Source organism: Mycobacterium sp. GA-2829 (genome assembly GCF_001499965.1).
Taxonomy (GTDB): domain Bacteria; phylum Actinomycetota; class Actinomycetes; order Mycobacteriales; family Mycobacteriaceae; genus Mycobacterium.
On record NZ_LQIT01000024.1, the window covers coordinates 25,419 to 50,410 of the forward strand.

Sequence of the window (24,992 nt, forward strand, 5' to 3'; positions counted from 1 at the left end):
CCTCAGCGTGACGTCTTGCGTGCCCGCTTCGGCTTCGCGCGCTCGTCGATCAGGCGGGCCGCGTGGTCGAGGATGCAGGTGAGCCCGTACTCGAAGTTGATGTCGTTCGGCACGCCGATGTGATGCCCCTTGGCGCTGAGTTCGGCCATCAGCGGTGTGGTCTCGGCGTTCACCGCCGAGGCGTCGTCGAGCAGGAACTCCGCGCTCTCCAGCGAGCGGGTCTTCTGGTAGAGCCGCGCGAGCACCACCGAACCGCGGACGTGCACCGACACCGCCGAGTAGGTGTCGTACGCGTCCTCGGGTGACAGCCCCGCGCCCACCAGACCGGACACCGCAGCCTCGATCTGCTCGACGCCCAGACGCAATGCCTTGGCCGACAGCGCCCCGCGGATGAGCACCAGGTCGCACAGGATCGGGCTCGCCAGGAACGTCTTGCGCATGTTGTGGGCGTGGTTGTGCAGCGACTCACGCCAGTTCTCGGCGTCGACGTACGGCGCCTCGAACGCGATCTGGCCCAACGCGCGGTCGGCCATCGCGTTGAGCAGATCGTCCTTCTTGCGGAAGTACCAGTAGATGCTCGTGACACCGACGCCGAGATGCTTACCCAGCAGCGGCATGCTGAGGTTGTCGACCGACACCTCTTCGGCGAGTTCGAACGCGCCCTTGATGATGTCCTCGGGGTTGATGGACCCGCGCTCGCGGCGTTGCCGCTTCTCGGGGCTCGCTTGTCTGGCCACCTCGGCCACCTCCGTCGGAACTCGTCACATGCTCGCCGAATAGCTCGGCCGAGGCGGGGTGAGCCGCGGCTCCACCTGCACGCCGCGGGTCGGCCGGTGCCGTCGACCTTACCGGCCGGCTCGCGGTGAAGCGCTCGCGGTGCTCGGCCACAACTCGTTCCTCGCCTACAGTAAGCCGTATAGTACGCTTTTCTGTGACTGTTGGGCCAGCCAGGTGCGGCCGGTGGAGGTCGCCATCGAAACCTGCTCGCCCGCACCATGTTTCGCACACCAGCCGGAGGCGCAGCCATGGATCTCGGACTGAGCGACGCCACCGCGGTGGTGGTCGGCGGCGGACGCGGGATGGGACTGGCCACCGCGCAGTGCCTCGCCGAGGACGGGGCGCGCATCGCGCTCGTGGGCCGTACCGGTGGCGTGTTGGCCACGGCCGCAGCGGACCTCGCCGAACGGGGGAGTCCCGACGCGTTCGGCATCGCCGCCGACATCGGCGACGCGAACGCGGTGGAGCGGGTGTTCGCCGAGGTGGCCGAGCGGTGGGGTGGTGCGCTCAACATCCTGATCAACACGGTGGGCCCCGACGCCCCGGGCGGTTTCGACACGCTCACCGACGAACAGTGGCGCAGCGCCGTCGAGAGCGGCGTACTCGGCATGGTGCGGTGTGTGCGCGCGGCGCTGCCGCTGTTGCGTACCGCGGAATGGGCGCGCATCGTCAACTTCTCGGCCCACTCGACCCAGCGGCAGAGTGCGGCGCTGACCGCCTACACCGCCGCGAAGTCGATGCTGACCAGCGTGTCGAAGAACCTGTCATTGACGCTCGCCCCCGGAGGAGATCCTGGTCAACGTGGTGTCCCCGGGCAGCATCGCCTCCGAGGCGCTGACCGGGTGGGCAGAATCCGTCGGCGTCGACGGCAGCGATCCCTACCGGTTGATGGCGGCCATCACCGAGCATTTCGGGCATCCGGCGCACCTGCCGCGGGCCGGCCTGCCGTCGGAGATCGGGCCGGTCGCGGCGTTCCTCGCCTCCCGCAGGAACTCGTACATGACCGGGGCGAATGTCAACGTCGACGGTGGAAGCGATTTCACCTGAGCCGCAACGCATCTCACCACCCCTCGCAACCTGCGGTCTCGCCTTGTGGAATGCGCTACCGATAGGTATACAGTATGAATACCCAATGGGGGGTTCGCCGACCGTGAGGAGCCGATGCGGTGACTGCCGGGGATGCCGATCCGGATGCCGTCCGCTATGACGTCCGGCCGAGCGGTGTCGCCGTCGTCACGCTGAACCGGCCCGAACGTCTCAACACCTGGGGTGGGGACATCTCGTCGGGGTTCTACCGCGCCATCGACCATGCCGAAACCGATCCGGCGGTCCGGGCGATCGTGTTCACCGGCAGTGGCCGCGCCTTCTGCGCGGGCGCCCACCTCGGCTCGATGGCGACCATCGGCGATGCCCTCGGCGACGGGAAGACCCACGACGTCAGCAAGATCGTCGGCGAGCGCCACCCGCACTTCCTGACCACCCTGCGCAAGCCGGTCATCGCCGCCATCAACGGGTCGTGCGTCGGCATCGGCCTGACCCACGCCCTGATGTGTGACGTCCGGTTCGCCGCCGACGGTGCGAAGTTCGCGACCTCGTTCGCCCGCCGCGGTCTGATCGCCGAATACGGCATCTCGTGGATCCTGCCGCGGCTGGCCGGATTCGGGCCCGCGATGGACCTGTTGCTCACCGGCCGGACCTTCTACGCCGACGAGGCGGCGCGGCTCGGTCTGGTCAAGGAGGTCGTCGCGCCCGATCAGCTGCTTGCGCGGGCGATCGAGTACGCCGAGGACATCGCCGCGAACTGCTCACCGGCGTCGCTCGCGATCATCAAGGAACAGACCTACGGCGACGCCGAACGCGACGTCGTCGACGCCAGTGCCAGGGCCGAGAAGTTGATGGGCGAATCGCTGCTGCGGCCCGACGTCATCGAAGGGATCGTCAGCTTCCTCGAGAAGCGGCCACCGAGTTTTCCGATGTTGCAGGAGGGACCCCCATGACGCTCGACTACATGGCGATCGACGTCGACAACCACTACTACGAACCGATCGACGCCTTCACCCGGCACCTGCCCAAGGAGTTCCGCAGCCGCGGTGTGCAGATGCTCACCGACGGCAAGCGCACGTACGCCGTGTTCGGCGGGGTGATCAACCACTTCATCCCGAACCCCACCTTCGACCCGATCATCGAACCCGGTTGCCTGGACCTGTTGTTCCGCGGTGAGATCCCCGAGGGTGTCGACCCCGCCTCGCTGATGAAGGTCGACCGGCTGGCCGACCATCCCGAGTACCAGAACCGCGACGCCCGAGTGAAAATCCTCGACAAGCAGAACCTCGAGACCGTGTTCATGCTGCCGACGTTCGCGTGCGGCGTCGAGGAGGGCCTCAAACACGACATCCCGGCGACCATGGCCTCAGTCCACGCCTTCAACCTGTGGCTCGACGAGGACTGGGGTTTCGACCGGCCGGATCACCGGATCCTCGCCGCGCCGATCATCTCGCTGGCCGACGTACCGCAGGCTGTCGAAGAGGTCGAATTCGTCCTGAGCCGGGGCGCCAAGATCGTGTGTGTGCGGCCCGCACCGGTGCCCGGCGAGGTCCGGCCCCGTTCGCTCGGCGACCCGGTGCACGACCCGGTGTGGGCGCGGCTGGCCGAAGCCGGCGTCCCGGTGATCTTCCACCTGTCCGACTCCGGTTACATGGCCATCCCCGCACTGTGGGGCGGCAGTGGCGTGTTCAAGGGCTTCGGCAAACGCGATCCGCTCGACATGGTGATCATGGATGACCGTGCCATCCACGACACCATCGCCTCGATGATCGTCCACCAGGTGTTCACCCGGCACCCCACGCTCAAGGTGGCCAGCATCGAGAACGGGTCCTACTTCGTGTACCGGCTGATCAAGCGGCTCAAGAAGTCTGCGAACAACGCGCCGTACCACTACAGGGAGGATCCGGTCGAGCAGCTGCGCAACAACGTATGGATCGCGCCGTACTACGAGGACGACGTGAAGCAGTTGGCCCACACCATCGGTGTGGACAAGGTGCTGTTCGGATCCGACTGGCCGCACGGTGAGGGGTTGGCGGACCCCACGTCGTTCACCGCCGACATCCCGCAGTTCCCCGAGTTCAGCCATGAGGACACCCGGAAGGTGATGCGCGACAACGCTCTCACCCTCGTCGGCACCCACGTGCGGGCCTGACACATGGGGGAGTGGACCATCGGCGGTGTCGTCGACGCCATCGCCGAGGCCGTGCCGGACCGGCTGATGACGGTCTGCGGCGACCGCAGGAGCACCTACGCCGAGACCGCCGACCGCACCCGGCGGCTCGCGAACTTCCTGTCGGCCAACGGAATCGGCGCCCACCACGAGCGCGGTGTGCTGGACGGCTGGCAGTGCGGGCAGGACCGGGTCGCGCTGATCATGCACAACGACCTGTACCCGGACATGGTGATCGGCGCGCTGAAGGCGCGTGCGGTGCCGGTCAACGTGAACTTCCACTACACCCCGCGCGAGGTCGACGAACTGTTGGCGTATCTGCGGCCGCAGGCGGTGATCTTCCACCGCTCGCTCGGCGCGAAGTTCGCCGACGTCCTGCCCCGCGACGGGGTGGAGGTGATGATCTCGATCGACGACGGCAGCGACGCACCGGAACCGAACGGTGCCGTCACCCTCGACGACGCGCTCGCCGCCGGTGCGGTCGACCGGCCGATCACCCCCTCACCCGACGACGTCATGATGATCTGCACCGGCGGCACCACCGGCCGCCCGAAAGGCGTGATGTGGCGCCAATCCGACACCTACGTGGTGTCGATGAACGGCGCCGACCACGACGCGGTCGACGAGATCCACGCCAAGGTGGCGCACGCCGGACCGCCGTGGTTCGCGGTGTCCCCACTCATGCACGCCGCGGGCATGTGGACCGCGTTCGCGGCGCTGCTCAACGGCCAGACCGTGATCCTCTATGACAAGCCGACACTCGACCCGGCGGCGGTGCTGGCCACGGCCGAACGCGAACGGGTCGGGTTGATGACGATGGTCGGCGACGCCTACGCCGGGCCGTTGATCGCCGAGATGCGCCGTCACCCTTATGATCTGTCGTCCCTTTTTGCGATCGGCACCGGCGGCGCGGCGACCAACCAGCGCCACCAGGACGCACTGCTGGAACTGCTCCCACACATCACGCTGATCAACGGCTACGGGTCCTCCGAGACCGGGAACATGGCGTTCGGGCGCAGTCAGCGCGACGACCGCAAGGACACCTTCGAACGGCGCGACGGCGTGGTGGTGCTGTCGGAGGACCGCAACCGGTTCCTGGAGCCCGGTGACCCTGAGATCGGCTGGGTCGCGCGCGAAGGCCGGATCCCGTTGGGCTACTTCGACGATGCCGAGGCCACCGGCCGCACCTTCCCGGTGGTCGAGGGGCGGCGCGTGGTGATCTCCGGCGACCGCGCCTCACTGGAGGCCGACGGAACCATCCGGCTGTACGGGCGCGATGCGCTCGTCGTCAACACCGGCGGCGAGAAGGTGTTCGTCGAAGAGGTCGAGGAAGTGCTGCGCGCGCACGGCGGTGTCGCCGACGCGCTGGTGATCGGCCGCGACAGTGACCGCTGGGGACAGGAGATCGTCGCGCTGATCGAGAGACATCCCGGTGCGGACGTGGACGCCGACGCGCTGCTGCAGGCGTGCACCGCCGTGCTGGCCCGGTTCAAGGCGCCCAAGGAGTTCGTCTTCGTCGACAAGGTGCGCCGGCTCGGCAACGGAAAGGCCGACTATCGATGGGCGAAAGACCTGGTGGCGCAGCCGAACACGCTGGCAGGTCAGCCGTGATCCAGAGAGTCATCGACGGCCTGGTCAACGTGCACTTCGGTGAGACCGCCAGACAGCCTGAGTTCATGCTCAAGGTCCGCGACGACTACTTCAAGGGCCCGCAGTCGCTCTACGACCAGGTCGAGCTGCCCGCACTGCTCGACGAGATGGCCGAACACGGTGTCGAGAAGGCCATCCTGATGGACAACCTCGCCAAACCGTCGATCACCGCACGCAAATTCGCTCAAGAGCGCCCGGACAAGTTCGCGCTGGCCGTCGGCGGGGTCAACCTGCTGCGGCCGATGCCGTCGCTGCGCGAGCTCTCGTCGGTCGTCGCCGATCTTCCGGTCGCGTACGCAGTTGTCGGACCGAGCTTCTGGGGCGACGGCAGGTATCCGCCCAGTGATGCGGTTTACTACCCGCTCTACACCAAGTGCGCCGAACTCGGGCTGCCGCTGTGTGTCAACACCGGGCTGCCGGGCCCGCCGATCCCGGGCGAGGTGCAGAACCCGATCCACCTCGACCGGGTGTGCGTGCGCTTCCCCGAACTGAAACTGTGCATGATCCACGGCGCCGACCCGTGGTGGGACGTCGCGATCCGGCTGCTGATCAAGTACGCCAACCTGCGCATCATGACCTCGGCATGGTCCCCGAAACGCCTGCCCGACAGCCTGCTTCACTTCATGCGCACCCGCGGCAAGACCAAGGTGATCTTCGCTTCGGACTGGCCGGTGCTGCGGCAGAGTCGCGTGGTCCCCGAGGCGCTCGCGCTCGACCTGCCACCCGACGTGCTCGACAACTATCTGTACAACAACGCCAACGACTTCTTCTTCTCCGAACGGGAGCTCTGATGGACCGGTACGAACTGCGCAGGCTGGACTACAGCCTGTCGGAGGATCACGTCGACCTGCAGAACGCCTACCGTCAGTTCTTCAAGTCCCACTGTCCGATCGAGACCGTCCGCGCCGCAGAGGCTTCGGGGTTCGACAAGAGTCTCTGGGAACGGCTGTGCGCGATGGGCGCGACCACGATGGCGCTGCCCGAATCCGCCGGCGGCGACGGTGCGACGCTGGTCGATCTCACCCTGGTCGCCGAGGAGATCGGCCGCAGCCTGGCGCCGGTGCCGTGGATCGAACACGTGGTGGCCGCTCGTCTGCTCGCCACACTCGACGCGCTCGACGACGGGGTCGTCGCCGGCGACCACCTCGCGGCGTTCGACCTGCGGCTGGACCCCGCGCCGGGTCTACGGCTGATCAGCGGCGCCTCGATCGCCGACCAGATCGTCGTCCGCGACGGTGACGACGTGGTGCGGCTGGGCTTCGGCACGCGCCCGGTCCGCGTCGACAACATCGGCAAACTCCCGATGGCGTGGGTGGATCCGTCGACCGCCGACAGCCGCACGGTTCTCGCCTCGGGGCCGGACGCGGTGGCCGCCTACGACCGGGCGCTGATCGAGTGGCGGCTGCTCACCGCCGCCGCGCTGGTCGGACTCGTCGAGGAGACGATGACGATCGCCGCCGAGTTCGCCAAGAACCGGTACACGCTGGGCGTGCCGATCTCGACGCTGCAGGGCATCTCGCACCCGTTGGCCAACATCGCGATCGTCGTCGCGGGCGGGCGCAATCTGGTGCGGCGCGCGGCCTGGTTCCTCGACAACGAACCCGACGAGCGTCCGGAGCTCGCGCCGTCGGCGTTCGTGTTCATGGCCGAGGAGGCCGCCAAGGCCGCGACCATGGCCGTGCATGTGCAGGGCGGGCTCGGGGTGTCCGCGGAGGCCGCGGCGACGGCCTACCTCGTCCGCGCCCGCGGTTGGCCGCTGGCCGGTGGTGACCCGGGGCTGACCGCCCAACGCATCGCGGCGATCGTCGCCGACCGTGAAGGGCGGAGCTGAACCATGGATTTCTCACGGGTACAGCTGTCCGACGAAGAGCAGAAGTTCCAGGACGAGGTCCGGGCCATCTTGAGCGAGACCGTCACCGACGAGGTCAGGCGGCGCGACCGCGAGACCGGCGACAACTTCGACGAGGGCGTACACCTCGCCCTCGGCGCGGCCGGCTACCTCGACCGTGATTGGAATCCGGCCACCGAGCGGCCGTTCTCGCGGGTGGAGCGGCGGATCTGGGAACTGGAGAAGCGCCGCGCCCATGCCCCGTGGGTGACCTCGGGCACCACGGCGATGATCACCAAGTCGGTGGAGAAGTTCGGCTCGCCCGAACTCAAAGCCGAAGTGCTGCCACGGGTGTACAGCGGCCATGTGCGGATGTGTCTGGGCTACACCGAGCCCGAAGGCGGTTCGGACGTCGCGACCTGCAAGACCCGCGCCGTGCGGGAAGCGGATGGATCGAGCTGGATCATCAATGGGTCGAAGATGTTCACCACCGGTGCGCACAACTGCCAGTACGTCTTCCTCATCACCAACACCGACCCGAGCGCGCCGAAACACAAGAGCCTGACCATGTTCCTGGTTCCGCTCGACACTCCGGGCATCGAGATCCAGGGCATCCGCACCGTCGACGGTGACCGGACCAACATCGTCTACTACAGCGATGTACGCGTCGACGACCGCTACCGCCTCGGCGAGGTCAACGGCGGATGGACGGTGGTGCGCGAACCGCTCAACGCCGAACACGGCGACGTCGCCGCCGCCGACGACGGCCTGGCCGACGTGTCGATCATGATGCACCAGGCCATGTTCATGGCCACGGCCGTCGACAAGGCCGCCGAGAGATCGACCGTCCCGGATCCCAACGGCCGCAGGTTGATCGACGACGGCGCGGTCGCCTACCGCCTGGGACGCAGCGTCGCGCGCCTGGAGGCCGCACTCAGCGCCCCGAGCATCTTCGGCCGCGTCGCGATCGCCCAGACGATGCGCGACATCTCACCGGACCTGATGGACATCCTCGGCACCGCGTCGTCGCTGCCGATCGACACCGACGGCGCGGCCGACGACGGCGGCGCCGAGTACGTGTACCGGTTCGCCCCGCTCGTCGGGATCTACGGCGGCACCCTCGAGGTGTTCCGGAACATGATCGCCCAGTACGTGCTCGGCCTCGGCAAGCCGAGTTACGCGTCGACCTGACAACCGCGCGCCGAGACTACGGTTGGTGACGCATTCTCCGCGAAATCCGTCAACATCCGTAGTCTCGGCGGATCAGGTCGAGACGATCGTCGCCGCCGCGGTGCCCGGCGCCCCGTAGAGCTGGGCGAACCCGACCTTCGGCTGGCCCGGCACCTGGCGTTCGCCCGCCTCGCCGCGCAATTGCCGCACCAGTTCGTGGATCTGGCGCAGACCGGACGCGCCGATCGGCTCGCCGTTGGCGATCAGACCGCCGTCGGTGTTGACCGGCAGCGGGCCGCCGATCTCGGTCGCCCCGTCGGCCAGCAGCTTCTCCTGCTCGCCGTCGGCGCAGAACCCGCACTCGGCCATGTGGATGATCTCGGCGCCGGCGTCGGTGTCCTGCAACTGAATGACATCGACATCGTCGGGGGCGATCCCCGCCTTCTCGAACGCCGACCTGGCCGCGTACACCGTCGGCGCGACGTCCTCCTCGACGGGGGCGAAGGTCGTGTTCACCTCGTAGGCGCCGTAGCGACGGGTACGGACCTCCACCGCGTGCAGGTAGACGGGCGTGGTGGTGTAGCGGTGGGCGAGTTCGGCGCGGCACATCACCACCGCGGCGGCGCCCTCGTCGGGGGCGCAGAACATGTACTGCGTGAGCGGGTAGTTGAGCATCGTCGAGCTGAGGATCTGCTCCTCGGACATCGGCTTGCGGCGGAACGCGTTGGGGTTGAGCGCACCGTTGCGGAAGTTCTTGGCGGCCACCTTGGCCAACGTCTGCTGGGAGATGCCGTGCTCATGTAGGTAGCGGTTGGCCTTCATCCCGAAGAACTGGGTGGTGAGGTACTGGCCGTTCTCCGCGTACCACGACGGCATACCCACCAGCGCGGGATCCTCGGTGAAGGCACCGCGCGGATGCTTGTCCAGACCGACCGCAATGCCGATGTCGTAGTCGCCCAGCCGAATTCCGTCGGCGCAGGCCTTGAGCGCGCTGGCCGCGGTCGCGCACGCGTTGAACACGTTGGTGAACGGGATGCCCGACAGCCCGACCATGCCGACGATCGCGTCGGGGTTGGCGACCGTCCAACTGCCGCCGGTGGCGAACTGGACATCCGACCATGCGACGCCGGCGTCGTCCACGGCGGCGAAGATCGCGTCGACACCCATCTGCATCGCGCTCTTACCTTCGAACCGGCCGAACGGGTGCAGGCCGACACCGATGATCGCAACGTCGTTCATGCGTGGTCCTCTCTGATCAACGCCGATCCGACGTGTAACTGTAACCCTTACAGTAGCGTAGGCGGCGTGGCATCGGTGATCGAGCACAAGCCGACGTTCTGCCGGATCTGCGAACCGCTGTGCGGGATGATCGCGACGGTCGAAGACGGTCGGCTGACGGCCCTGCGGCCGGACAAGGATCACCCGCTGTCGGCCGGCTTCGCCTGCCAGAAGGGCATCGCGTTCACCGAGGTGGTCAACGATCCGGACCGGGTGACGCGACCGCTGCGCCGCGGACCGGCCGGCTTCGTCGAGGTGACGTGGGATGAGGCGATGGCCGACATCGCTTCTCGGCTGACGGCCATCCTGCGCCGTGACGGGTCCGGCGCCGTCGGCTGGTACATGGGTAACCCCGGCGCCTTCAGTTATGCGCACACCTTCGCGGCACTGTTGTTCATGAAGGGCCTGGGCCGCCACGGTCACTACTTCACGGCGTCCTCGCAGGACACCAACAGCAGGCTCATCGCGAGCCAGCTGCTCTACGGGGTACCGACGTCGGTGCCCATCCCGGATCTGACGAGGACCGAGCTGCTGGTCATGATGGGCGCCAATCCCGTTGTGTCGCACGGTAGTTTCCTGACGGCACCGCGCATCAGGGACCGTATGCACGACATCGTCAAACGTGGTGGGCGCGTGGTGATCGTCGACCCGCGGCGCAGTGAGACCGCGGCGACGTTCGAATGGCTCGGCATCATGCCGGACACCGACTCGCTGCTGTTGCTGTCGCTGCTGCATGTGATGTTCACCGATGACCTGGTCGACGTCGCCGCGGTGCGACGTCAGGCCGACGGCGTGGACTGGCTGCGCATGCTGTGCCTGCCGTTCGCCCCGGAGAACACGGCGGCCCGGACCGGTGTCGAGGCCGACAGTGTGCGCGCATTGGCGCACGACTTGGTGCGCACACCGCGGGCGGCGGTGTACGGCCGGCTCGGCACCTGCGTCGGCACGCACGGCACGCTGACCACCTACCTGATCGACGCGGTGAACCTCGTGGCAGGCAACCTCGACGTGCCGGGCGGTTCGGTGTTCAGCTCCATGCACACCGTCGGGCAGAAGTGGCAGAACGTGGCGATGGGTGCCGTCATGCGGCGGTCCTACCGGCGCAAGCGCTCGCGGATCAGCGGTACGCCTTATGCGATCGGGTCGGAACCGGCGGCACTGATGGCCAAGGAGATCACGACCCCGGGTGACCGTCGCATCCGGGCGATGTTCGTCTCGGCGGGCAATCCGGTGCTGTCGGTGCCCAACGGCGAGGAACTCGAGGCGGCGTTCGACGACCTCGAGTTGTCGGTCGCGCTGGACTTCTACGTCACCGAGACGAGTTCGCGGTGCGACTACATCCTGCCCGTCACCACGATGTACGAACGCGACGATTTTCCCTACACCTTTCAGGGCTTCCAGGCCACGTCGTTCCGTCAGGCGACCGAGGCCGTCCTCGCGCCCATGGGGCTGGCGCGCGCGGAGTGGGACATCGTCGAGGACCTGGCCGGACGGCTGGCGCGGCGCGTGCCCGCCTTCGCAATGTTCGCCGGTGTGCGAGAGGTGTTCGGCCCGGGGGCGTTACCGCGGGCGGTGATGGACGCCCTGGTGCGGATGTCCGACGGTGGGGACCGATTCGGGCTGCGCCGCGGCGGGCTGTCGCTGCGACGGCTGACCGAGCAGCATCCGCATGGCGTCGTGGTGGCGCCGCACATCCGCACCGGTGTGCTGCGCGAGGCCGTCGGCTACCTGTCACGGCGAGTGCGGTTGGCGCAGCCGGGGATTGCCGCCGAGGTCGACGCGCTGTCGCGACGCGCGGTGCCCGACGGTTACCCGCTGCGGATGATCGGCTTACGCGAGCCGCGCTCGGAGAACTCGTGGATGCACAACTCCCCGCTGTTGATGCGCGGTGACCGCCGCCAGCACGCGCTGATGCACGTCGACGACGCCGCCGAGCAGCACATCGCCGACGGCGACGATGTGCGGATCACCTCGCCCTACGGCAGCATCACCGTCCCGGTGCTGACGACGAAGGATTTGATGGCGGGCGTCGTCGCGGTGCCCCACGGCTGGGGTCACAAGGGCACCGGCGGTTGGCGGCTGGCCAACCGCGCCGGTGGCGCCAACGTCAACCAGCTGACGTCCAGCGACCCCGCCGACGTGGAGGCGCTGTCCGGGATGGCGTGGCTGACCGGCGTCCCGGTGCGGGTGCAGCGCGTTTGATGTTCGCCGTCGTCAGGCGATGGCGCCGGAGTCCTTGAGCGCCTCGATGCGGTCCCAGTCCAGGCCCACCTCCATGAGCACGAGTTCGGTGTGCTCGGAAGCCTGTGGTGCGCGCGTCGTCTCCAGCGGTTCGTGGTTGAACTGCACCGGGCCGCGCACCACCTTGAACGGCTCGCCGCCGTCGCTCGCCGCGACCTCGACGATCATGTCGTTGGCGATGGCCTGCTCGTCGCTACCCAGATCGACCAGACTCTGGAACGGCGCCCACTGTCCCTTCATGGTCTTGAGGTGTTCGCGCCAGTAGTCGAACGGTTTGCTCCGGATGGACTCGGCGATGAGTTGGACTGCCGCCTCGGCGTTCTGGATGAGCGGCATGACGTCGTTGAAGCGCGGATCGTCGGCCAACTCGGGCAGGCCCAGGTGTTCGAAGGCGTCGCGGATGTAGCCGGTCGGGCTGACGATGCACAGGTTGATGGTGCCGCCGTCCGACGTCAGATAGTTCGCCATGAAGGGGTTGACCGACGCGGTGGTGCCCGGCATCAGCGAGCGCATGGTCTCACCGGTCTCCAACCCCTGGGTGACGCTGGCGCCCGCGGCCCACCAGGCGGTGCTGAGCAGCGAGACGTCGAGTTCGACGGCCTCGCCGGTACGTTCGCGGTGGAACAGCGCCGCCGAGATGCCGCCGGCGATGTTCATCCCGCCGATCGAGTCGCCGAACGCCGGAATGCCCTGGGGGAGTGCGCCGCCGATCTCCTCGGGCGTGAGCGCGTGCCCGACGCCGCTGCGGGTCCAGAACGCGGTGCCGTCGAAGCCGCCGACGTCGCGTTCGGGACCCTTGTCCCCGTAGGCGCTGCCCCTGGCGTAGATGATGTTCGGGTTCGCCGCGCGGATGTGCTCGACATCGAACTTGTTCTTCTGCCGCTGGGCGGGCAGGTAATTGGTGAGGAACACGTCGGCGGTCTTGGCGATCTCGTAGAGCACCTCCTGGCCGTCGGGCGTCGAGACGTCGATACCGACGCTGCGCTTACCGCGGTTGGGGTGCTCGATCAGCGGGTGCCGGTTCGGATCCAGTTGGAAGCCACCCATGTTGATGAAGCCGCGCTGGGTGTCCCCGCGCACCGGGTGTTCGACCTTGATGACGTCGGCGCCCCAGTCGGCGAGGATCGCGCCCGCCGCCGGGACGAAGGTGAACTGGGCGACCTCGAGGACGCGCACACCCTGCATCACCTTGATCACGTGAGCTCCTGACCTGTCGACGGGTGGGACGGGTGCGGCGTTACCGTAATGGTTACAGTTGACGGCACCATCTCGAGCGATCCTATAGGAGGGCCGGTGGCCGACGTGATCGATGAGCGGACCGAGACCAGTGTCGAGGTCGGTGAGCGGGCGGCCCGCCGGGCCGAGCCCCGCATGCTGATCGACGGCGACCTGACCGAATCGGCTTCGGGCGAGCGATTCGACAACCACAGCCCCGCGACCGGTCGGGTGCTGGGGCAGACCGCGGCGGCGGGCGCCGAGGACATGGACCGGGCGATCGCCGCGGCGCGCCGGGCATTCGACGACACCGGGTGGTCGACCGACCGCGCACTGCGTGTGCGGTGTCTGCAGCAACTGCAGGAGGCCATCGAATCCGAACGCGAGGACCTGCGCGAGGAACTCGTCGCCGAGGTCGGTTGTCCGGTGATGTCCACCCGGGACGCCCAACTCGACTGGCCGCTGACCGAATCGCTGCGCTATCCCGCCACGCTCGTCGACGACTTCGGTTGGGCGCGAACCCTTCCCGGTGGTGGCCTCTTCGGTGAGCGCAACGTCCGCACCGTTGTCAAGGAGCCCGTCGGTGTGGTCGCCGCGATCACCCCGTCGAACTATCCGATCGAGGTGATTCTCAACAAGCTCGGCCCCGCGCTGGCCACCGGCAACACCGTCGTCCTCAAACCGGATCCGCACACACCGTGGAACGCCACCCGCCTCGGGCGGCTGATCGCCGAGCGCACCGACATCCCGCCGGGCGTGGTCAACGTCGTCCCCACCCCCTCCAACGAGGTCGCGGGCATCCTCGGAGCAGATCCGCGGGTGGACATGGTGTCGTTCACCGGCTCCACCGCCGTGGGCAAGCACCTCATGCGTCAGGGCGCCGACACGATGAAGCGGACGTTTCTCGAACTCGGCGGCAAATCGGCGCTGATCGTGCTCGACGACGCCGACCCCGCGCGGATCCTGCCCGGCGCGATCGGCGTGCTCGCCCACGCGGGCCAGGCATGCGCGATGACCACCCGGCTGATCATCCACGAATCACTGGTCGAGCGGGCGGTCGGCGAGATCGCCGCGGCGTTCGAGGCGGTACCGGTCGGCGATCCCGCGGCGCCGACGACGTTCGTCGGTCCGCTCATCAGCGCCGCCCAGCAGCGCAAGGTGCTCGACGCGTGCGCCAAGGCGCGCAGCGACGGAGCCGAGATCGTCACCGGCGGTGGGCTCGTCGACGGTCTGCCCGAGCACCTCGCCGGCGGTCACTTCGTCGCCCCGACGCTGATCACCGGCGTGGACAACAGCGCCGCGATCGCGCGGGAGGAGATCTTCGGGCCGGTGCTGGTGGTGTTGCCGTTCCGCGACGACGACGAGGCGGTGCGGATCGCCAACGACAGCGCGTACGGGCTCGCCGGCGCCGTGCTGTCGTCCTCGCTGGAACGGGGGATGAGCGTCGCCCATCGCGTGCGCACCGGATCGATAGGCGTCAACGGCGGCATGTTCTACGGCGCCGACGCGCCGTTCGGCGGCTACAAGCAGAGCGGCGTCGGAAGGCAGTGCGGCATCGAGGGTTTCGAGCAGTACCTGGAGACCAAGACCATCGCCCACCGCGCGCCCCGCCGGGGTTAACCGGTCGCGGCGAACGTCACCGGGAGCGCCGACGGCGACCGGAACGGCTGGCCGAAGATGTGCGGATCGTCGTCGGTCACCAACCGCAGGTCGCGAACGCGGGTCAGCAGGCATTCCAGTGCGACACGGGTCTCCATGCGGGCCAGGTGCAGGCCCAGACAGGTGTGCGCGCCTGCGGCGAACGACAGGTGCGAGGTGCGGTCGCGGAAGATGTCGAAGTACTCTGCGCGGTCCCAGCGTCGCTCGTCGCGATTGGCCGAGCCGATGCACGCGTCGATCACGGTGTGCTTCGGCACGGCCACCCCGTCGAGTTCGGTGTCGACGGTGGTGAACCGCTGCACGGTGGTCAGCGGCGTCTCGTACCGCAACCCCTCCTCGATGGCCTGCGGGATCAGCCCGGGGTCGGCTGCCACCGCGGCCAACTGGTCGGGGTGGGTGAGCAACAGGAACAGCAGGTTGCCCGAGGAGCGGTAGGTGGTCTCCAGACCCGCGGGCAGCAAGAGCCGCAGGAACGAGTAGATCGCGCGGTCGTCGAGCTTCACGCCGTCCACCTCGGCGGTGACGAGGTCACCGATGATGTCGTCGGTGGGGTGGGACCGGCGCCGTTGCATCTGCTCGAGGAAGTATGCCTCGAGTGCCGCCGACGCGTCGAACGCGCGCTGATAGTTCACCGTGTAGCTGATCAACTCCTCGGCACGCCGCCGGAACATCGGCAGATCGTCCTCGGGCAGGCCCAGCAGTCGCGCGATCACCCGCGTGGGGAACTCGAAGGTGAAGGACCGCACCAGGTCCGTTGTTCCGGCGTCGACGAACTCGTCGATCAGCGCGTCGACCACGGGCCGCACGATCTCCGGCTCCCACCGGGCCAGCGATCTCGACTTGAAGGCCGCCGCGACGAGGTTGCGGTGGCCGCGGTGCGGATGGCCCTCCATCGCCAGGATCGTGGGTCCGGTGAACAGCCCGATCGTCGTGTCGTAGTGGGCGGAACTGAACACCCTGCCGTCGCGGAGGACGCGGTTGACCGCGTCGAACGACATCGCCGCGTACCCGTCGGCGGGCCGCAGGGATTCCGGTGTCTTCGAGTAGTCGATGACCGTGCCGTGGAAGACGCCGCCTACCGACCGCTTCTCGGCGAAGTACGGGTAGGGGTCACGCAGATAGCCGGCCGGCTTCGCGGCCGTGACGACGGTGTCCCGAATCGAACGTGCCACGGCACCGACTTTACTGTAACCATTACAGTAGTGCCGTGTGCACCGTTACCCTGACCGCACGGGCAACGAGAACTCGTCTGGAGCACCGATGACCACAGTCGCCGAACGCGTCGACAACGCCGGGCATCACGGCCGGTTGCTCACCACCCTGCAGCGCCAGCGCAGCGCCTTCCTCGCGGAGGGACCGCCGAGCGTCGCCGTGCGCCGGGACCGCATCGACCGCCTCACCGCGCTCATGCTCGACAACGCCGACGCGATCGTCGACGCGATGGCCGCCGACTACGGGACGCGTCCGCGGACCGGGGCCGTGTTCACCGAGATCCTCGGCGCACTCCCGGTGATCGAGCACACCAGATCGCACTTCCCGAAGTGGATGCGCCCGAGGCCTGTGCTGCGGCCCGCGCGACTGACGGGTCTGCGGGCCGAGGTGGTGCCGACACCGGTCGGGTGGTCGGCATCGTCGGACCGTGGAACTTCCCCGTCAACCTCGTCGTGCTGCCCGCCGCCGCGGCGTTCGCCGCCGGCAACCGGGTGATGATCAAGATGTCCGAAATCACGTCCCGCACAGCCGAACTGATCGAGACGCGGGCGTCCGAGTACTTCGACGACACCGAACTCGCCGTCGTCACCGGCGGACCCGACACCGCGGCCGCGTTCGCGACGCTGCCGTTCGACCACCTGTTCTTCACCGGGTCACCGGGCGTCGGCGTGGAGGTCCAACGTGCCGCGGCCGCGAACCTCGTCCCGGTCACCCTCGAACTCGGCGGCAAGAATCCGGTCGTCGTCAGCCCGCGCGCCGACCTCCGCCGCGCCGCCGAGCGGATCGCCCGCGGCCGCATGGTCAACGGCGGCCAGGTGTGCGTATGCCCCGACTACGTCCTGGTGCCCGGCCACCTCGTCGACGAGTTCAGCGCGACCGTGCTCGCCACGTGGCGGCGGATGTTCCCGTCGATCACCGGTAGCGACGTCTACTGCTCGTCGGTCAACGAGGCCAACTTCGACCGCGTCGTCGGCCTGATCGACGACGCCCGGGCCGGTGGTGCGCGCGTGGACAGCGTTGTCCCGCCGGGGGAATCGCTGCCGGACCGGGTGACGCGCAAGATCCCGCCCACCGTGGTACGTGACGTGGCGCCGACCATGCGCGTGGCGTCCGAGGAGGTGTTCGGCCCGGTGCTGTCGGTGACCGGCTACACCACGACGGACGAGGCCGTCGGCATCGTCAACAGCGGTCCCGCCCCGCTGGTGGCGTACTGGTTCGGACCCGATGACGACGACTTCCGCACCTTCGTGCACCGCACCCGCAGCGGCGGGGTCGCCCGCAACGACTTCGCCGCGCAGATGATCCCGTCGGACGCGCCGTTCGGCGGGGTGGGACGCAGCGGGATGGGCGCCTATCACGGCAAGGCCGGGTTCGACACGTTCAGCCACCACCGGTCCGTGGTGGGCAGCGACCTGCCGTTCTCCATCACCGGCGGCGCCGCACCGCCCTTCGGCGCCGCCATGCGGCGCGGCACCGAACTCCGGCTGCGGATGGCCCGTCGGCGCACCCACCGCAGGCTCCGGCGCAGGAACGCTTGAAGGGACGAGATGACCCAGACGACACTCGTGTTCGACCCGTTCTCCGAGGATTTCTTCAACGGGCCGTACGACACCTACCGGCGGATGCGCGACGAGGCCCCGGTCTACTACAGCGACCAGTACGACTTCTACGCGTTGAGCCGGCACGCCGACGTCGCCGCGGCGTTCAAGAACTTCACGACGTACTCCTCGGCGCGCGGCGTGGATCTGGCCATGGTGCGCAACGAGGATCCGCCCCCGCACAAGTCGATCATCATGATGGACCCGCCCGAACACCGTCACATGCGCAGCCTGCTCAACAAGGTGTTCACGCCACGGGCCATCCAGTCGTTGCGGCCGATGGTCGAGAGCGTCGTCGACGGCTGCCTGCGCGACCTCGGCACGGAATTCGATGCGGTGCAGGATTTCTCGGCGCTGTTCCCGATCGAGATCATCAGCCGGATGATCGGGGTGCCCGCCGAGGACCGGCAACAGATGCGGCTGTGGGTCGACGAATTCCTGCACCGCGAACCCGGTGAGGTCGAGATGGGTGCGCGCGGGATCCAGGCAGGCACCGAGATGGCCGTGTACCTCTACAAACTGACCAAGAACCGCCGCGGTGACCTGGGTGAGGATCTGTTGAGCCGGCTGATCACCGCCGAGATCGAGCGGGAGGACGGCGAACACGGTCCGCTCGACAACATCGAGATCACCCAGTTCGCGATGCTGCTCGCCGGGGCGGGCGCCGAGACCGTCACCAAACTGATCGGCAACGCCGCGGTGGTGTTCGCGCAGAATCCGGACCAGTGGCGCCTACTGCTCGGCGACCGCGCCAAGGTGCCCGCCGCCGTCGAGGAACTCCTGCGCTACGAGGCGCCCGCACAGTACAACGTGCGCTGCTCGCAGACCGATGTGGAAATGCACGGTGTGACTATCCCGGCGGGGAAACCGGTGTTCCTCATCGGCGGTTCGGCCAACCGCGATCCCGCCGCGTGGACCGATCCGGACACCTTCGACATCGACCGGGACCGCACCGAGGCGCAGAACCTCGGCTTCGGCTACGGCATCCACAGCTGCCTCGGGGCGGCGCTCGCCCGGATGGAGAGCGTGATCGCGCTGGAGCGGATGCTCGACTTCATGCCCCGCTACGAGGTCGACCGGGACGGCTGCCGGCGGGTGAACATGCAGAACGTCGCCGGCTGGCAGAACGTCCCGGTGCGGGTCAGCCGGTGACCTGCGCGCGGGCCCAGCGGTAGTCGGCCTTCCCGGCCGGGCTGCGCTGGATCGCCGGACGGAACACCACCGCCTTGGGCAGTTTGTACCGCGCAATGGTGGTGGCGGCGTGGGCGATCAGCTCGTCACCGTCGGCGGTGGCACCGTCGGCGAGAGCGACCACCGCGACCACCTCCTGACCCCACCGCTCACTCGGGCGACCCGCGACGAGGACGTCCTCGACGGCCGGATGCGACGCGAGCGCGGCCTCGACCTCTTCGGCGAAGATCTTCTCGCCGCCGGAGTTGATGGTCACCGAATCCCGGCCGAGCAGTTCGACGACACCACCCTCGTGCAGGCGGGCGCGATCACCGGGCACCGCGTACCGCACCCCATCGACCACGGGGAACGTCTTGACGGTCTTGGCCGCATCGCCCTTGTAGCCCAACGGGACATAGCCGCGCTGAGCCAGCCACCCGAGCCCGTCGTGCCCCGGCGACAGCACCGAACCGAGGTCCTCGGCGATCACGCACGTGTCCGGACCCGCGGTGAACCTGCCGGTGGCCACAGCGCCGTTCATCGACAGGTGCGTCATCTGTGCACCGGTCTCCGACGAACCGACCCCGTCGACGACCATCGCGTTGGGCAGCAGGTCGATCAGGCGCTGTTTGGTGGCGGGGGTCAGGAACGCCCCGCCGTTGGCGATCACCGCCAGCGAGGAGATGTCGGGTTCGCCTGTCCGCACGGCCGTTTCGAGCGCCTCGGCCAGCGGGCGGGCCATCGCGTCACCGACGACCGTCACCACCGAGGCCTGCTCGCGGGCGATCGCGTGCAGCGCGTCGTGGGCGTCGAACCGGTCGACGACCGAGGTGAACACGACCGTCTGACCGGTCGTCAGCGCGGTCATCACGGCCCACTGCGCCGCGCCGTGCATCAGCGGCGGCAGGATCAGCAGTTTGGCGCCGGGGTTGGCCGCGGCCCGGGCGGCGACCTCCTCGAGCGTGGACACACTGTCGCCGCCGTAGAGCGAACGGCCGCCGAACGCGGTCATGAAGATGTCGTGCTGATGCCACAGCACTCCCTTGGGCATCCCCGTGGTGCCGCCGGTGTACAGGACGTAGAGGTCGTCGGGGGAGGGCTGCACCGGTGGTGGGGCGGACGGTCCGGACGCCACGATCGACTCGTGATCGACGGCGCCGGGCAGCAATCCGTTACCGGAGTCGTCGGCGATCTGGATCAGGGTGCGCAGCCGCGGCAGATCGGGCAGCACCTCGGCGACGCGCGGCGCGAAACACGCGTGGTAGAGCAGTGCGGTGGCGCCGCTGTCGTCGAGCAGGTAGCGCAGTTCGTCGCGGACATAGCGGTAGTTGACGTTGAACGGGGCCACCCGTGCCCGGAACGCCCCGAGCAGCCCTTCGACGTAGGCGCTGCCGTTGAGGGCGTAGATGCCGAGCAGGTCCTGGCCCGTCTCGTGGCCCTGTAGTGCGGAACGTTCGGTGTGGCAACCCAATCCGGCGTCGTAGAGATGTGACGCGAGCCGGTTCGACCGGGCGACGACGTCGGCGTAGGTGTGGCGGTGGTCGCCCTGGACCACCAGTTCCCGGTCGGGCAGCGCCGCGGCGACGGCATCGGCGACCTGCGGCATCGTGAACTGCATCAGATCTCCCAGGTGTGCAGTAGATCGTCGGTGGTGGTGATCGTCGCGAGCAGCGTCAGGGTGTTGTCGATGACGGCGTCGCCGTACTCGGCGGGGATCCCCGCCACCGCGTCGCGCGGCAGGACGACGCGGTAGGCGGCGTTGACCGCGTCCATCACCAGGTTGGGGATCGCGACGTTGAGCGAGACGCCGACCGCGACGATCGTGGTGACACCCAGGTTGCGCAAAATCGCGTCGAGGTCGGTGCCGCCCATCGGCCCGACGCCGTGCCACCGTGTCAGCACGAGATCGGTTGCCTGCGGCCCGAATTCGGTCAGCAGGGTGGCGCCCGGGCTGCCCGGTTCGATGGCCACCCCACTGCGGCCGACCGCGAACAGCTTGGCGTTGTGGTTCGACCCGAGCCCGTCGGCGCGGCGCTGCACCAGGCAGTGCACCACCTTTACCCCCGCGGCGCGGGCCGCGGGCAGCAGGCGGGCGATGTTGGGCAGTGCGATACGGCGCGCCTCGTCGGCGAGCGCCGCCAGGCCGGCGTCGGGGCCGACCACCGCGCCCTGCAGCTCCTGGGTGACCACCGCGGTGTGCGCCGGCGCGACCAGGTCCGCCAGCCGAAGGCTCATACCTCTGCGGGCACGTTGTAGAACTGTTTGGCCCACTCCCGCATCGTCATGTACGGTTTCGCATCGATCTTGGCCAGCGGCGGTCGCTCGACGTAGCGCTGATAGCGCCAGATGTCGAGGTCCTCCCAGACCGTGCGCAGGAACTGTTTCTCCACCCGGGCCCGAACATCCTCGGGCGGGACGTCGGAGGTCTCCCCGTCGACCTTGGGCCACCAGATCGAATAGAACATGTCGGAGCGCCCGTCGTCGACAGGTGTGCAGGCGAAGATCAGCCGATGGTTCGAGGATCCCTCGAACACGCTGATCGCGAAGCCCAGTCCGGAGAAGTGACTGTGGATGAGCAGCGCCATCTTGTCCGGATCGTCGCTGCGGGCGTCCGGCCATCCGGTGAGGAAGCGCCATTCCTCGCCGACGACCTCCCAGTTGAGGCACACCGGCGTCACCGACGCCCCGTGCACGTACCGGAAGTGGGAACTGTCCGGGCCGTTCTCGGCGACGATCTGGGGGTGCACCGGTTCATTCTCGGCGCGGCGGGAGAACTCCGGGAACGGCCGGTAGTAGGCGTCCGGATCGGTGGGGAACTGGGGAAACTTCTCGAAGAGATCCGGCATCGGCCACTGGGGCGGGTCGCCAGCGGGGTGGTGCCACACGAACACGCAGCCGTACTGCTCCACGACCGGATAGACCCGCAGCTTCAGGGCCCGGTTCGGCCGGTCGGGCTGGTACGGGATGTAGGTGTTGTCGCCCTGCGGACCCCAGCGCCAGCCATGGAACGGGCATTCGACGCAGTCGCCGACGACCGTGCCGCCGTGACCCAGGTGCGCACCGAGGTGTTTGCAGTGCGCCTCGAGCACGTGCAGGGTGTCCGACTCGTCGCGGTAGGCGACCAGGTCGTCGCCGAAATAGTGCAACGCCCTGGTCTCGCCCCGCTCGAACTCCGCCGACCATCCGACCATGAACCAGCCGGTCACCTTCCAGGTGAACGGGACCTTCATGCCGTACCCCTCAATCGGATCCACCTCATTCCGGCCAACTACTGTAAGAGTTACAGTAACATCCTCGCGGTCATGCAGAACGCCCTTGGACGGACGGGATCGGCGATGGACGGCGCCTCCGCGCGAATGAAGGCACTGGTGCTCGGCGCCAGCGGGAACGTCGGCGCCGCGGTGGTGCGGCGCCTGGTCGCCGACGGCCACGATGTACGAGTGTTGTTGCGTCGCAGCAGTTCCACCCGAGGTATCGACGGACTCGACGTCGAGCGGCGCTACGGCGACGTCTTCGACACCGAGGCGGTGACCGCCGCGATGGCCGACCGGGACGTCGTCTTCTACTGCGTCGTCGACACCCGGGCCCACCTGGTCGACCCCACACCCCTGTTCCACACCAACGTCGAGGGTCTGCGGGGCGTACTCGACATCGCGGTGCGCGCCGAGTTGAGGCGCTTCGTGTTCCTCAGCACCATCGGAACCATCGCCGTCGGGCTCGACGGCGAGAGCGTGGACGAGGACACCCCGTTCAACTGGGCCGGTAAGGGCGGTCCGTACATCGAATCCCGCAGGCAGGCCGAGGACCTGGTGCTGCGTTACGCCCGCGAACGCGGCCTGCCCGCGGTGGCCATGTGCGTGTCCAACCCGTACGGCCCGCCGGACTGGAACCCCAGACAGGGCGCGCTCGTCGCGCTCGCCGCGTTCGGTAAGATGCCCTGCTACGTCCGAGGCGTCGGCGCGGAGGTGGTCGACATCGACGACGCCGCCGCCGCCCTGGTACTCGCCGGCGAGCGCGGCCGCGTCGGGCAGCGGTACATCGTTTCCGAACGCTGGATGTCCCAGCGCGAGATGCTCACCATCGCCGCGGAGGCGGCGGGCACGGCGCCGCCGCGGTTCGGCGTCCCGATGGCGCTGGTGCACACCGTCGCCGCGGGCGTCGGCCTGTCGAATCGGTTGCTGGGCACCGACTTCCCGATCAACCCGGCGTCGGCGCGGTTGATGGCGCTGACCTCACCCGCCGACCACGGCAAGGCGACCCGCGATCTCGGCTGGCATCCCGGCCCCACCGCCGACGCGATCCGCCGCGCCGCCCGGTTCTACCTCGAGCGTCGCGGCCGTGACGAGCAGGTGGTGGCGCTGTGACCGAACCGCGGCGCTTCGAGGTGCTCATCGTGGGCGCCGGGTTCTCCGGCCTCTACGCTCTGCACAAACTCCGCGAACTCGGGGTGCGCGTCCGGGTGATCGACAAGGCCGACGCCGTCGGCGGCACCTGGCTGTACAACCGGTACCCCGGCGCGCGCTGCGACATCGAGAGCATCGAGTACTCCTACAGCTTCTCCGAGCAGATCCAGCAGGAGTGGGTGTGGACCGAGACCATGCCGGCCCAACCCGAGATCGAGGCGTACCTGAACTTCGTCGCCGACCGGTTGGACCTGCGCCGCGACATCGACTTCGACACCGAGATCGTCGCGATGACCTTCGACGAGGACGCCGCCGAGTGGCTGCTCGAGACCGCCACCGGCGACCGGTACGTCGCACCGTTCGTCATCGCCGCGACCGGCATCCTGTCGGTTCCGCTCGAACCCGACATCCCCGGAATGGACACGTTCACCGGGACATCGCTCTACACCAGCCGGTGGCCCAGGGAGGGTGTCGACCTGACCGGCAGGCGGCTCGGGGTGATCGGCACCGGTTCGACAGGGGTGCAGCTGATTCCGGTGGTGGCGCGGGAGGCCCGGCGGCTCGTGGTCTTCCAGCGCTCCCCGGCCTACACACTGCCGTGGCGGGTGCGGCCGTTCGAACCCGGCGAACTCGACGACCTCAAGGCCGGCTACGGCGATATCCGCGCCGCGCAACGCGAGCACCCCGTTGGCGCGGCCCGCCTGAGCGCGTTCTCGGTGCTGCTCGACATGCTGGTCCGGCCGCCGCTGAAGGCCGCCAGCGCCGAGGAGCGGCGCCGTGCCGTCGAGGAGGACGGCATCATGGGGGCGCTCAACTGGGGTGACGTCTTCTTCGACATCGATGCCAACCGGATGGCCGCCGAACTCTACGGTGAGGCGATCGCCCGGATCGTGCACGACCCGCAGACGGCCGCCGCCCTCGTCCCCACCCATCCGTTCGCGTGCAAGCGGCCCATCATCGACCAGGGCTACTACGAGACGTTCAACCGCGACAACGTCACGCTGGTCGACCTGCGGCGCGGCGGGATCCGGTCGGTCACGCCGGCGGGGATCGACACCGAACAGGGTTCCCACGATCTCGACGTGATCGTCTACGCCACCGGATTCGACGCCATGACCGGCGCGTTGAGCCGGATCGACGTCCGCGGCCGCGACGGGGTGCTGCTGCGCGACGTCTGGGCCGCCGAGGGGCCCGTCTCGTACCTCGGGCTGCACGTCGCGGGGTTCCCCAACCTGTTCACCGTCCAGGGTCCCGGAAGCCCCAGTGCGGCAACGAACTTCGTGGCCGCGCTGGAGCAGCACGTGGACTGGATCGCCGACTGTCTGCAGTACCTGCGCAGCCACGGGCACCGCACGATCGAGGCGCTGCCCGGTGCGCAGACCGAGTGGATCGAACACACCACCGCGCTGGTGGCACCCACCGTGCTGGCGCACCCGTCGTGCAACTCCTGGTACAACGGCGGCAACGTCCCCGGCAAGAAACGCATGTACATGGGGTACACCGCGGGCCTGCCGGAGTACCGCAGACGCTGCGACGAGATCGCCGCGGGCGGGTACCTCGGGTTCAAGGTGAGCTGA

Annotated in this window: 18 protein-coding genes and 2 pseudogenes; 13 read left to right on the plus strand and 7 right to left on the minus strand. The window is 68.5% G+C overall.

Annotation, left to right across the window (positions count from 1 at the left end):
* Positions 1-2: 2 nt before the first annotated feature.
* A complete protein-coding gene (locus tag AU194_RS16110; protein WP_059090306.1) occupies positions 3-737 on the minus strand; it encodes a TetR/AcrR family transcriptional regulator in 735 nt (244 codons plus the stop codon).
* 288 nt (positions 738-1,025) lie between these two features.
* Here AU194_RS16110 and AU194_RS16115 point away from each other — a divergent pair.
* From AU194_RS16115 to AU194_RS16145, 7 genes and pseudogenes are all read left to right on the plus strand, one after another.
* A pseudogene (locus AU194_RS16115) lies at positions 1,026-1,824 on the plus strand (SDR family NAD(P)-dependent oxidoreductase).
* A 119-nt stretch (positions 1,825-1,943) separates the two neighbouring features.
* On the plus strand, positions 1,944-2,774 hold the full coding sequence (locus tag AU194_RS16120) for an enoyl-CoA hydratase (RefSeq protein ID WP_059090265.1): 831 nt from the start codon (positions 1,944-1,946) through the stop codon (positions 2,772-2,774).
* Positions 2,771-3,973 (plus strand): amidohydrolase family protein, encoded by a 1,203-nt coding sequence (locus tag AU194_RS16125; RefSeq protein ID WP_059090266.1) that lies wholly within the window; start codon positions 2,771-2,773, stop codon positions 3,971-3,973. The genes AU194_RS16120 and AU194_RS16125 overlap by 4 nt, the downstream gene beginning before the upstream one ends.
* Before the next feature lie 3 nt (positions 3,974-3,976).
* Complete coding sequence (locus AU194_RS16130; RefSeq protein ID WP_059090267.1) at positions 3,977-5,602, plus strand: acyl-CoA synthetase; 1,626 nt, start codon at positions 3,977-3,979, stop codon at positions 5,600-5,602.
* Positions 5,551-6,432 (plus strand): amidohydrolase family protein, encoded by an 882-nt coding sequence (locus AU194_RS16135; protein WP_059090268.1) that lies wholly within the window; start codon positions 5,551-5,553, stop codon positions 6,430-6,432. Before AU194_RS16130 ends, AU194_RS16135 begins: the two co-directional genes overlap by 52 nt.
* A complete protein-coding gene (locus AU194_RS16140; RefSeq protein ID WP_059090269.1) occupies positions 6,432-7,472 on the plus strand; it encodes an acyl-CoA dehydrogenase family protein in 1,041 nt (346 codons plus the stop codon). Before AU194_RS16135 ends, AU194_RS16140 begins: the two co-directional genes overlap by 1 nt.
* Before the next feature lie 3 nt (positions 7,473-7,475).
* Entirely contained in the window at positions 7,476-8,660 is a 1,185-nt protein-coding gene (locus AU194_RS16145; RefSeq protein WP_059090270.1) for an acyl-CoA dehydrogenase family protein, read from the plus strand.
* Positions 8,661-8,732: 72 nt separating this feature from the next.
* On the opposite strand, the gene AU194_RS16150 is transcribed toward AU194_RS16145, so the two are convergent.
* Positions 8,733-9,878 (minus strand): thiolase family protein, encoded by a 1,146-nt coding sequence (locus tag AU194_RS16150; RefSeq protein ID WP_059090271.1) that lies wholly within the window; start codon positions 9,876-9,878, stop codon positions 8,733-8,735.
* 66 nt (positions 9,879-9,944) lie between these two features.
* Between AU194_RS16150 and AU194_RS16155 the strand changes: the two genes are divergently transcribed.
* A complete protein-coding gene (locus tag AU194_RS16155) occupies positions 9,945-12,119 on the plus strand; it encodes a molybdopterin-dependent oxidoreductase (RefSeq protein ID WP_082698675.1) in 2,175 nt (724 codons plus the stop codon).
* A gap of 12 nt (positions 12,120-12,131) precedes the next feature.
* Here the strand turns inward: AU194_RS16155 and AU194_RS16160 are convergent, their stop codons facing one another.
* Positions 12,132-13,343, minus strand: coding sequence for a CaiB/BaiF CoA-transferase family protein (locus tag AU194_RS16160; RefSeq protein WP_059090308.1), 1,212 nt, complete (start codon positions 13,341-13,343; stop codon positions 12,132-12,134).
* 186 nt (positions 13,344-13,529) lie between these two features.
* On the opposite strand from AU194_RS16160, the gene AU194_RS16165 reads away from it, so the two are divergent.
* Positions 13,530-14,993, plus strand: coding sequence for an aldehyde dehydrogenase family protein (locus tag AU194_RS16165; RefSeq protein WP_369804136.1), 1,464 nt, complete (start codon positions 13,530-13,532; stop codon positions 14,991-14,993).
* On the opposite strand, the gene AU194_RS16170 is transcribed toward AU194_RS16165, so the two are convergent.
* A complete protein-coding gene (locus tag AU194_RS16170; protein WP_231743406.1) occupies positions 14,990-16,204 on the minus strand; it encodes a cytochrome P450 in 1,215 nt (404 codons plus the stop codon). The genes AU194_RS16165 and AU194_RS16170 overlap by 4 nt on opposite strands.
* Before the next feature lie 88 nt (positions 16,205-16,292).
* Between AU194_RS16170 and AU194_RS16175 the strand changes: the two are divergent.
* A pseudogene (locus tag AU194_RS16175) lies at positions 16,293-17,782 on the plus strand (aldehyde dehydrogenase family protein).
* Positions 17,783-17,791: 9 nt separating this feature from the next.
* Entirely contained in the window at positions 17,792-18,994 is a 1,203-nt protein-coding gene (locus AU194_RS16180; protein ID WP_059090273.1) for a cytochrome P450, read from the plus strand.
* Here AU194_RS16180 and AU194_RS16185 read toward each other — a convergent pair.
* From AU194_RS16185 to AU194_RS16195, 3 genes are read right to left on the minus strand one after another with little or no spacing between them, the layout of a single operon-like run.
* Positions 18,984-20,630 (minus strand): acyl-CoA synthetase, encoded by a 1,647-nt coding sequence (locus AU194_RS16185; RefSeq protein WP_059090274.1) that lies wholly within the window; start codon positions 20,628-20,630, stop codon positions 18,984-18,986. The two genes, AU194_RS16180 and AU194_RS16185, sit on opposite strands and share 11 nt — an antisense overlap.
* The gene (locus AU194_RS16190) at positions 20,630-21,247 is read right to left on the minus strand and encodes an isochorismatase family protein (protein ID WP_059090275.1); all 618 of its coding nucleotides are present in this window, start codon (positions 21,245-21,247) and stop codon (positions 20,630-20,632) included. The genes AU194_RS16185 and AU194_RS16190 overlap by 1 nt, the downstream gene beginning before the upstream one ends.
* Entirely contained in the window at positions 21,244-22,242 is a 999-nt protein-coding gene (locus AU194_RS16195) for an aromatic ring-hydroxylating dioxygenase subunit alpha (protein ID WP_059090276.1), read from the minus strand. The genes AU194_RS16190 and AU194_RS16195 overlap by 4 nt, the downstream gene beginning before the upstream one ends.
* A 72-nt stretch (positions 22,243-22,314) precedes the next feature.
* Here AU194_RS16195 and AU194_RS16200 point away from each other — a divergent pair, with 72 nt between their 5' ends.
* Positions 22,315-23,376, plus strand: coding sequence for an NAD-dependent epimerase/dehydratase family protein (locus AU194_RS16200; protein ID WP_369804133.1), 1,062 nt, complete (start codon positions 22,315-22,317; stop codon positions 23,374-23,376).
* A complete protein-coding gene (locus tag AU194_RS16205) occupies positions 23,373-24,992 on the plus strand; it encodes an NAD(P)/FAD-dependent oxidoreductase (RefSeq protein ID WP_059090278.1) in 1,620 nt (539 codons plus the stop codon). The genes AU194_RS16200 and AU194_RS16205 overlap by 4 nt, the downstream gene beginning before the upstream one ends.

Coding starts and splice junctions, on each gene's coding strand:
- AU194_RS16125 (WP_059090266.1), top strand. CDS start 2,771: ATGACGCTCGACTACATGGCGATCGACGTCGACAACCACTACTACGAA.
- AU194_RS16130 (WP_059090267.1), top strand. CDS start 3,977: ATGGGGGAGTGGACCATCGGCGGTGTCGTCGACGCCATCGCCGAGGCC.
- AU194_RS16135 (WP_059090268.1), top strand. CDS start 5,551: ATGGGCGAAAGACCTGGTGGCGCAGCCGAACACGCTGGCAGGTCAGCC.
- AU194_RS16140 (WP_059090269.1), top strand. CDS start 6,432: ATGGACCGGTACGAACTGCGCAGGCTGGACTACAGCCTGTCGGAGGAT.
- AU194_RS16145 (WP_059090270.1), top strand. CDS start 7,476: ATGGATTTCTCACGGGTACAGCTGTCCGACGAAGAGCAGAAGTTCCAG.
- AU194_RS16150 (WP_059090271.1), bottom strand. CDS start 9,878: ATGAACGACGTTGCGATCATCGGTGTCGGCCTGCACCCGTTCGGCCGG.
- AU194_RS16160 (WP_059090308.1), bottom strand. CDS start 13,343: ATGCAGGGTGTGCGCGTCCTCGAGGTCGCCCAGTTCACCTTCGTCCCG.
- AU194_RS16165 (WP_369804136.1), top strand. CDS start 13,530: ATGCTGATCGACGGCGACCTGACCGAATCGGCTTCGGGCGAGCGATTC.
- AU194_RS16180 (WP_059090273.1), top strand. CDS start 17,792: ATGACCCAGACGACACTCGTGTTCGACCCGTTCTCCGAGGATTTCTTC.
- AU194_RS16185 (WP_059090274.1), bottom strand. CDS start 20,630: ATGCAGTTCACGATGCCGCAGGTCGCCGATGCCGTCGCCGCGGCGCTG.
- AU194_RS16190 (WP_059090275.1), bottom strand. CDS start 21,247: ATGAGCCTTCGGCTGGCGGACCTGGTCGCGCCGGCGCACACCGCGGTG.
- AU194_RS16195 (WP_059090276.1), bottom strand. CDS start 22,242: ATGAAGGTCCCGTTCACCTGGAAGGTGACCGGCTGGTTCATGGTCGGA.
- AU194_RS16200 (WP_369804133.1), top strand. CDS start 22,315: ATGCAGAACGCCCTTGGACGGACGGGATCGGCGATGGACGGCGCCTCC.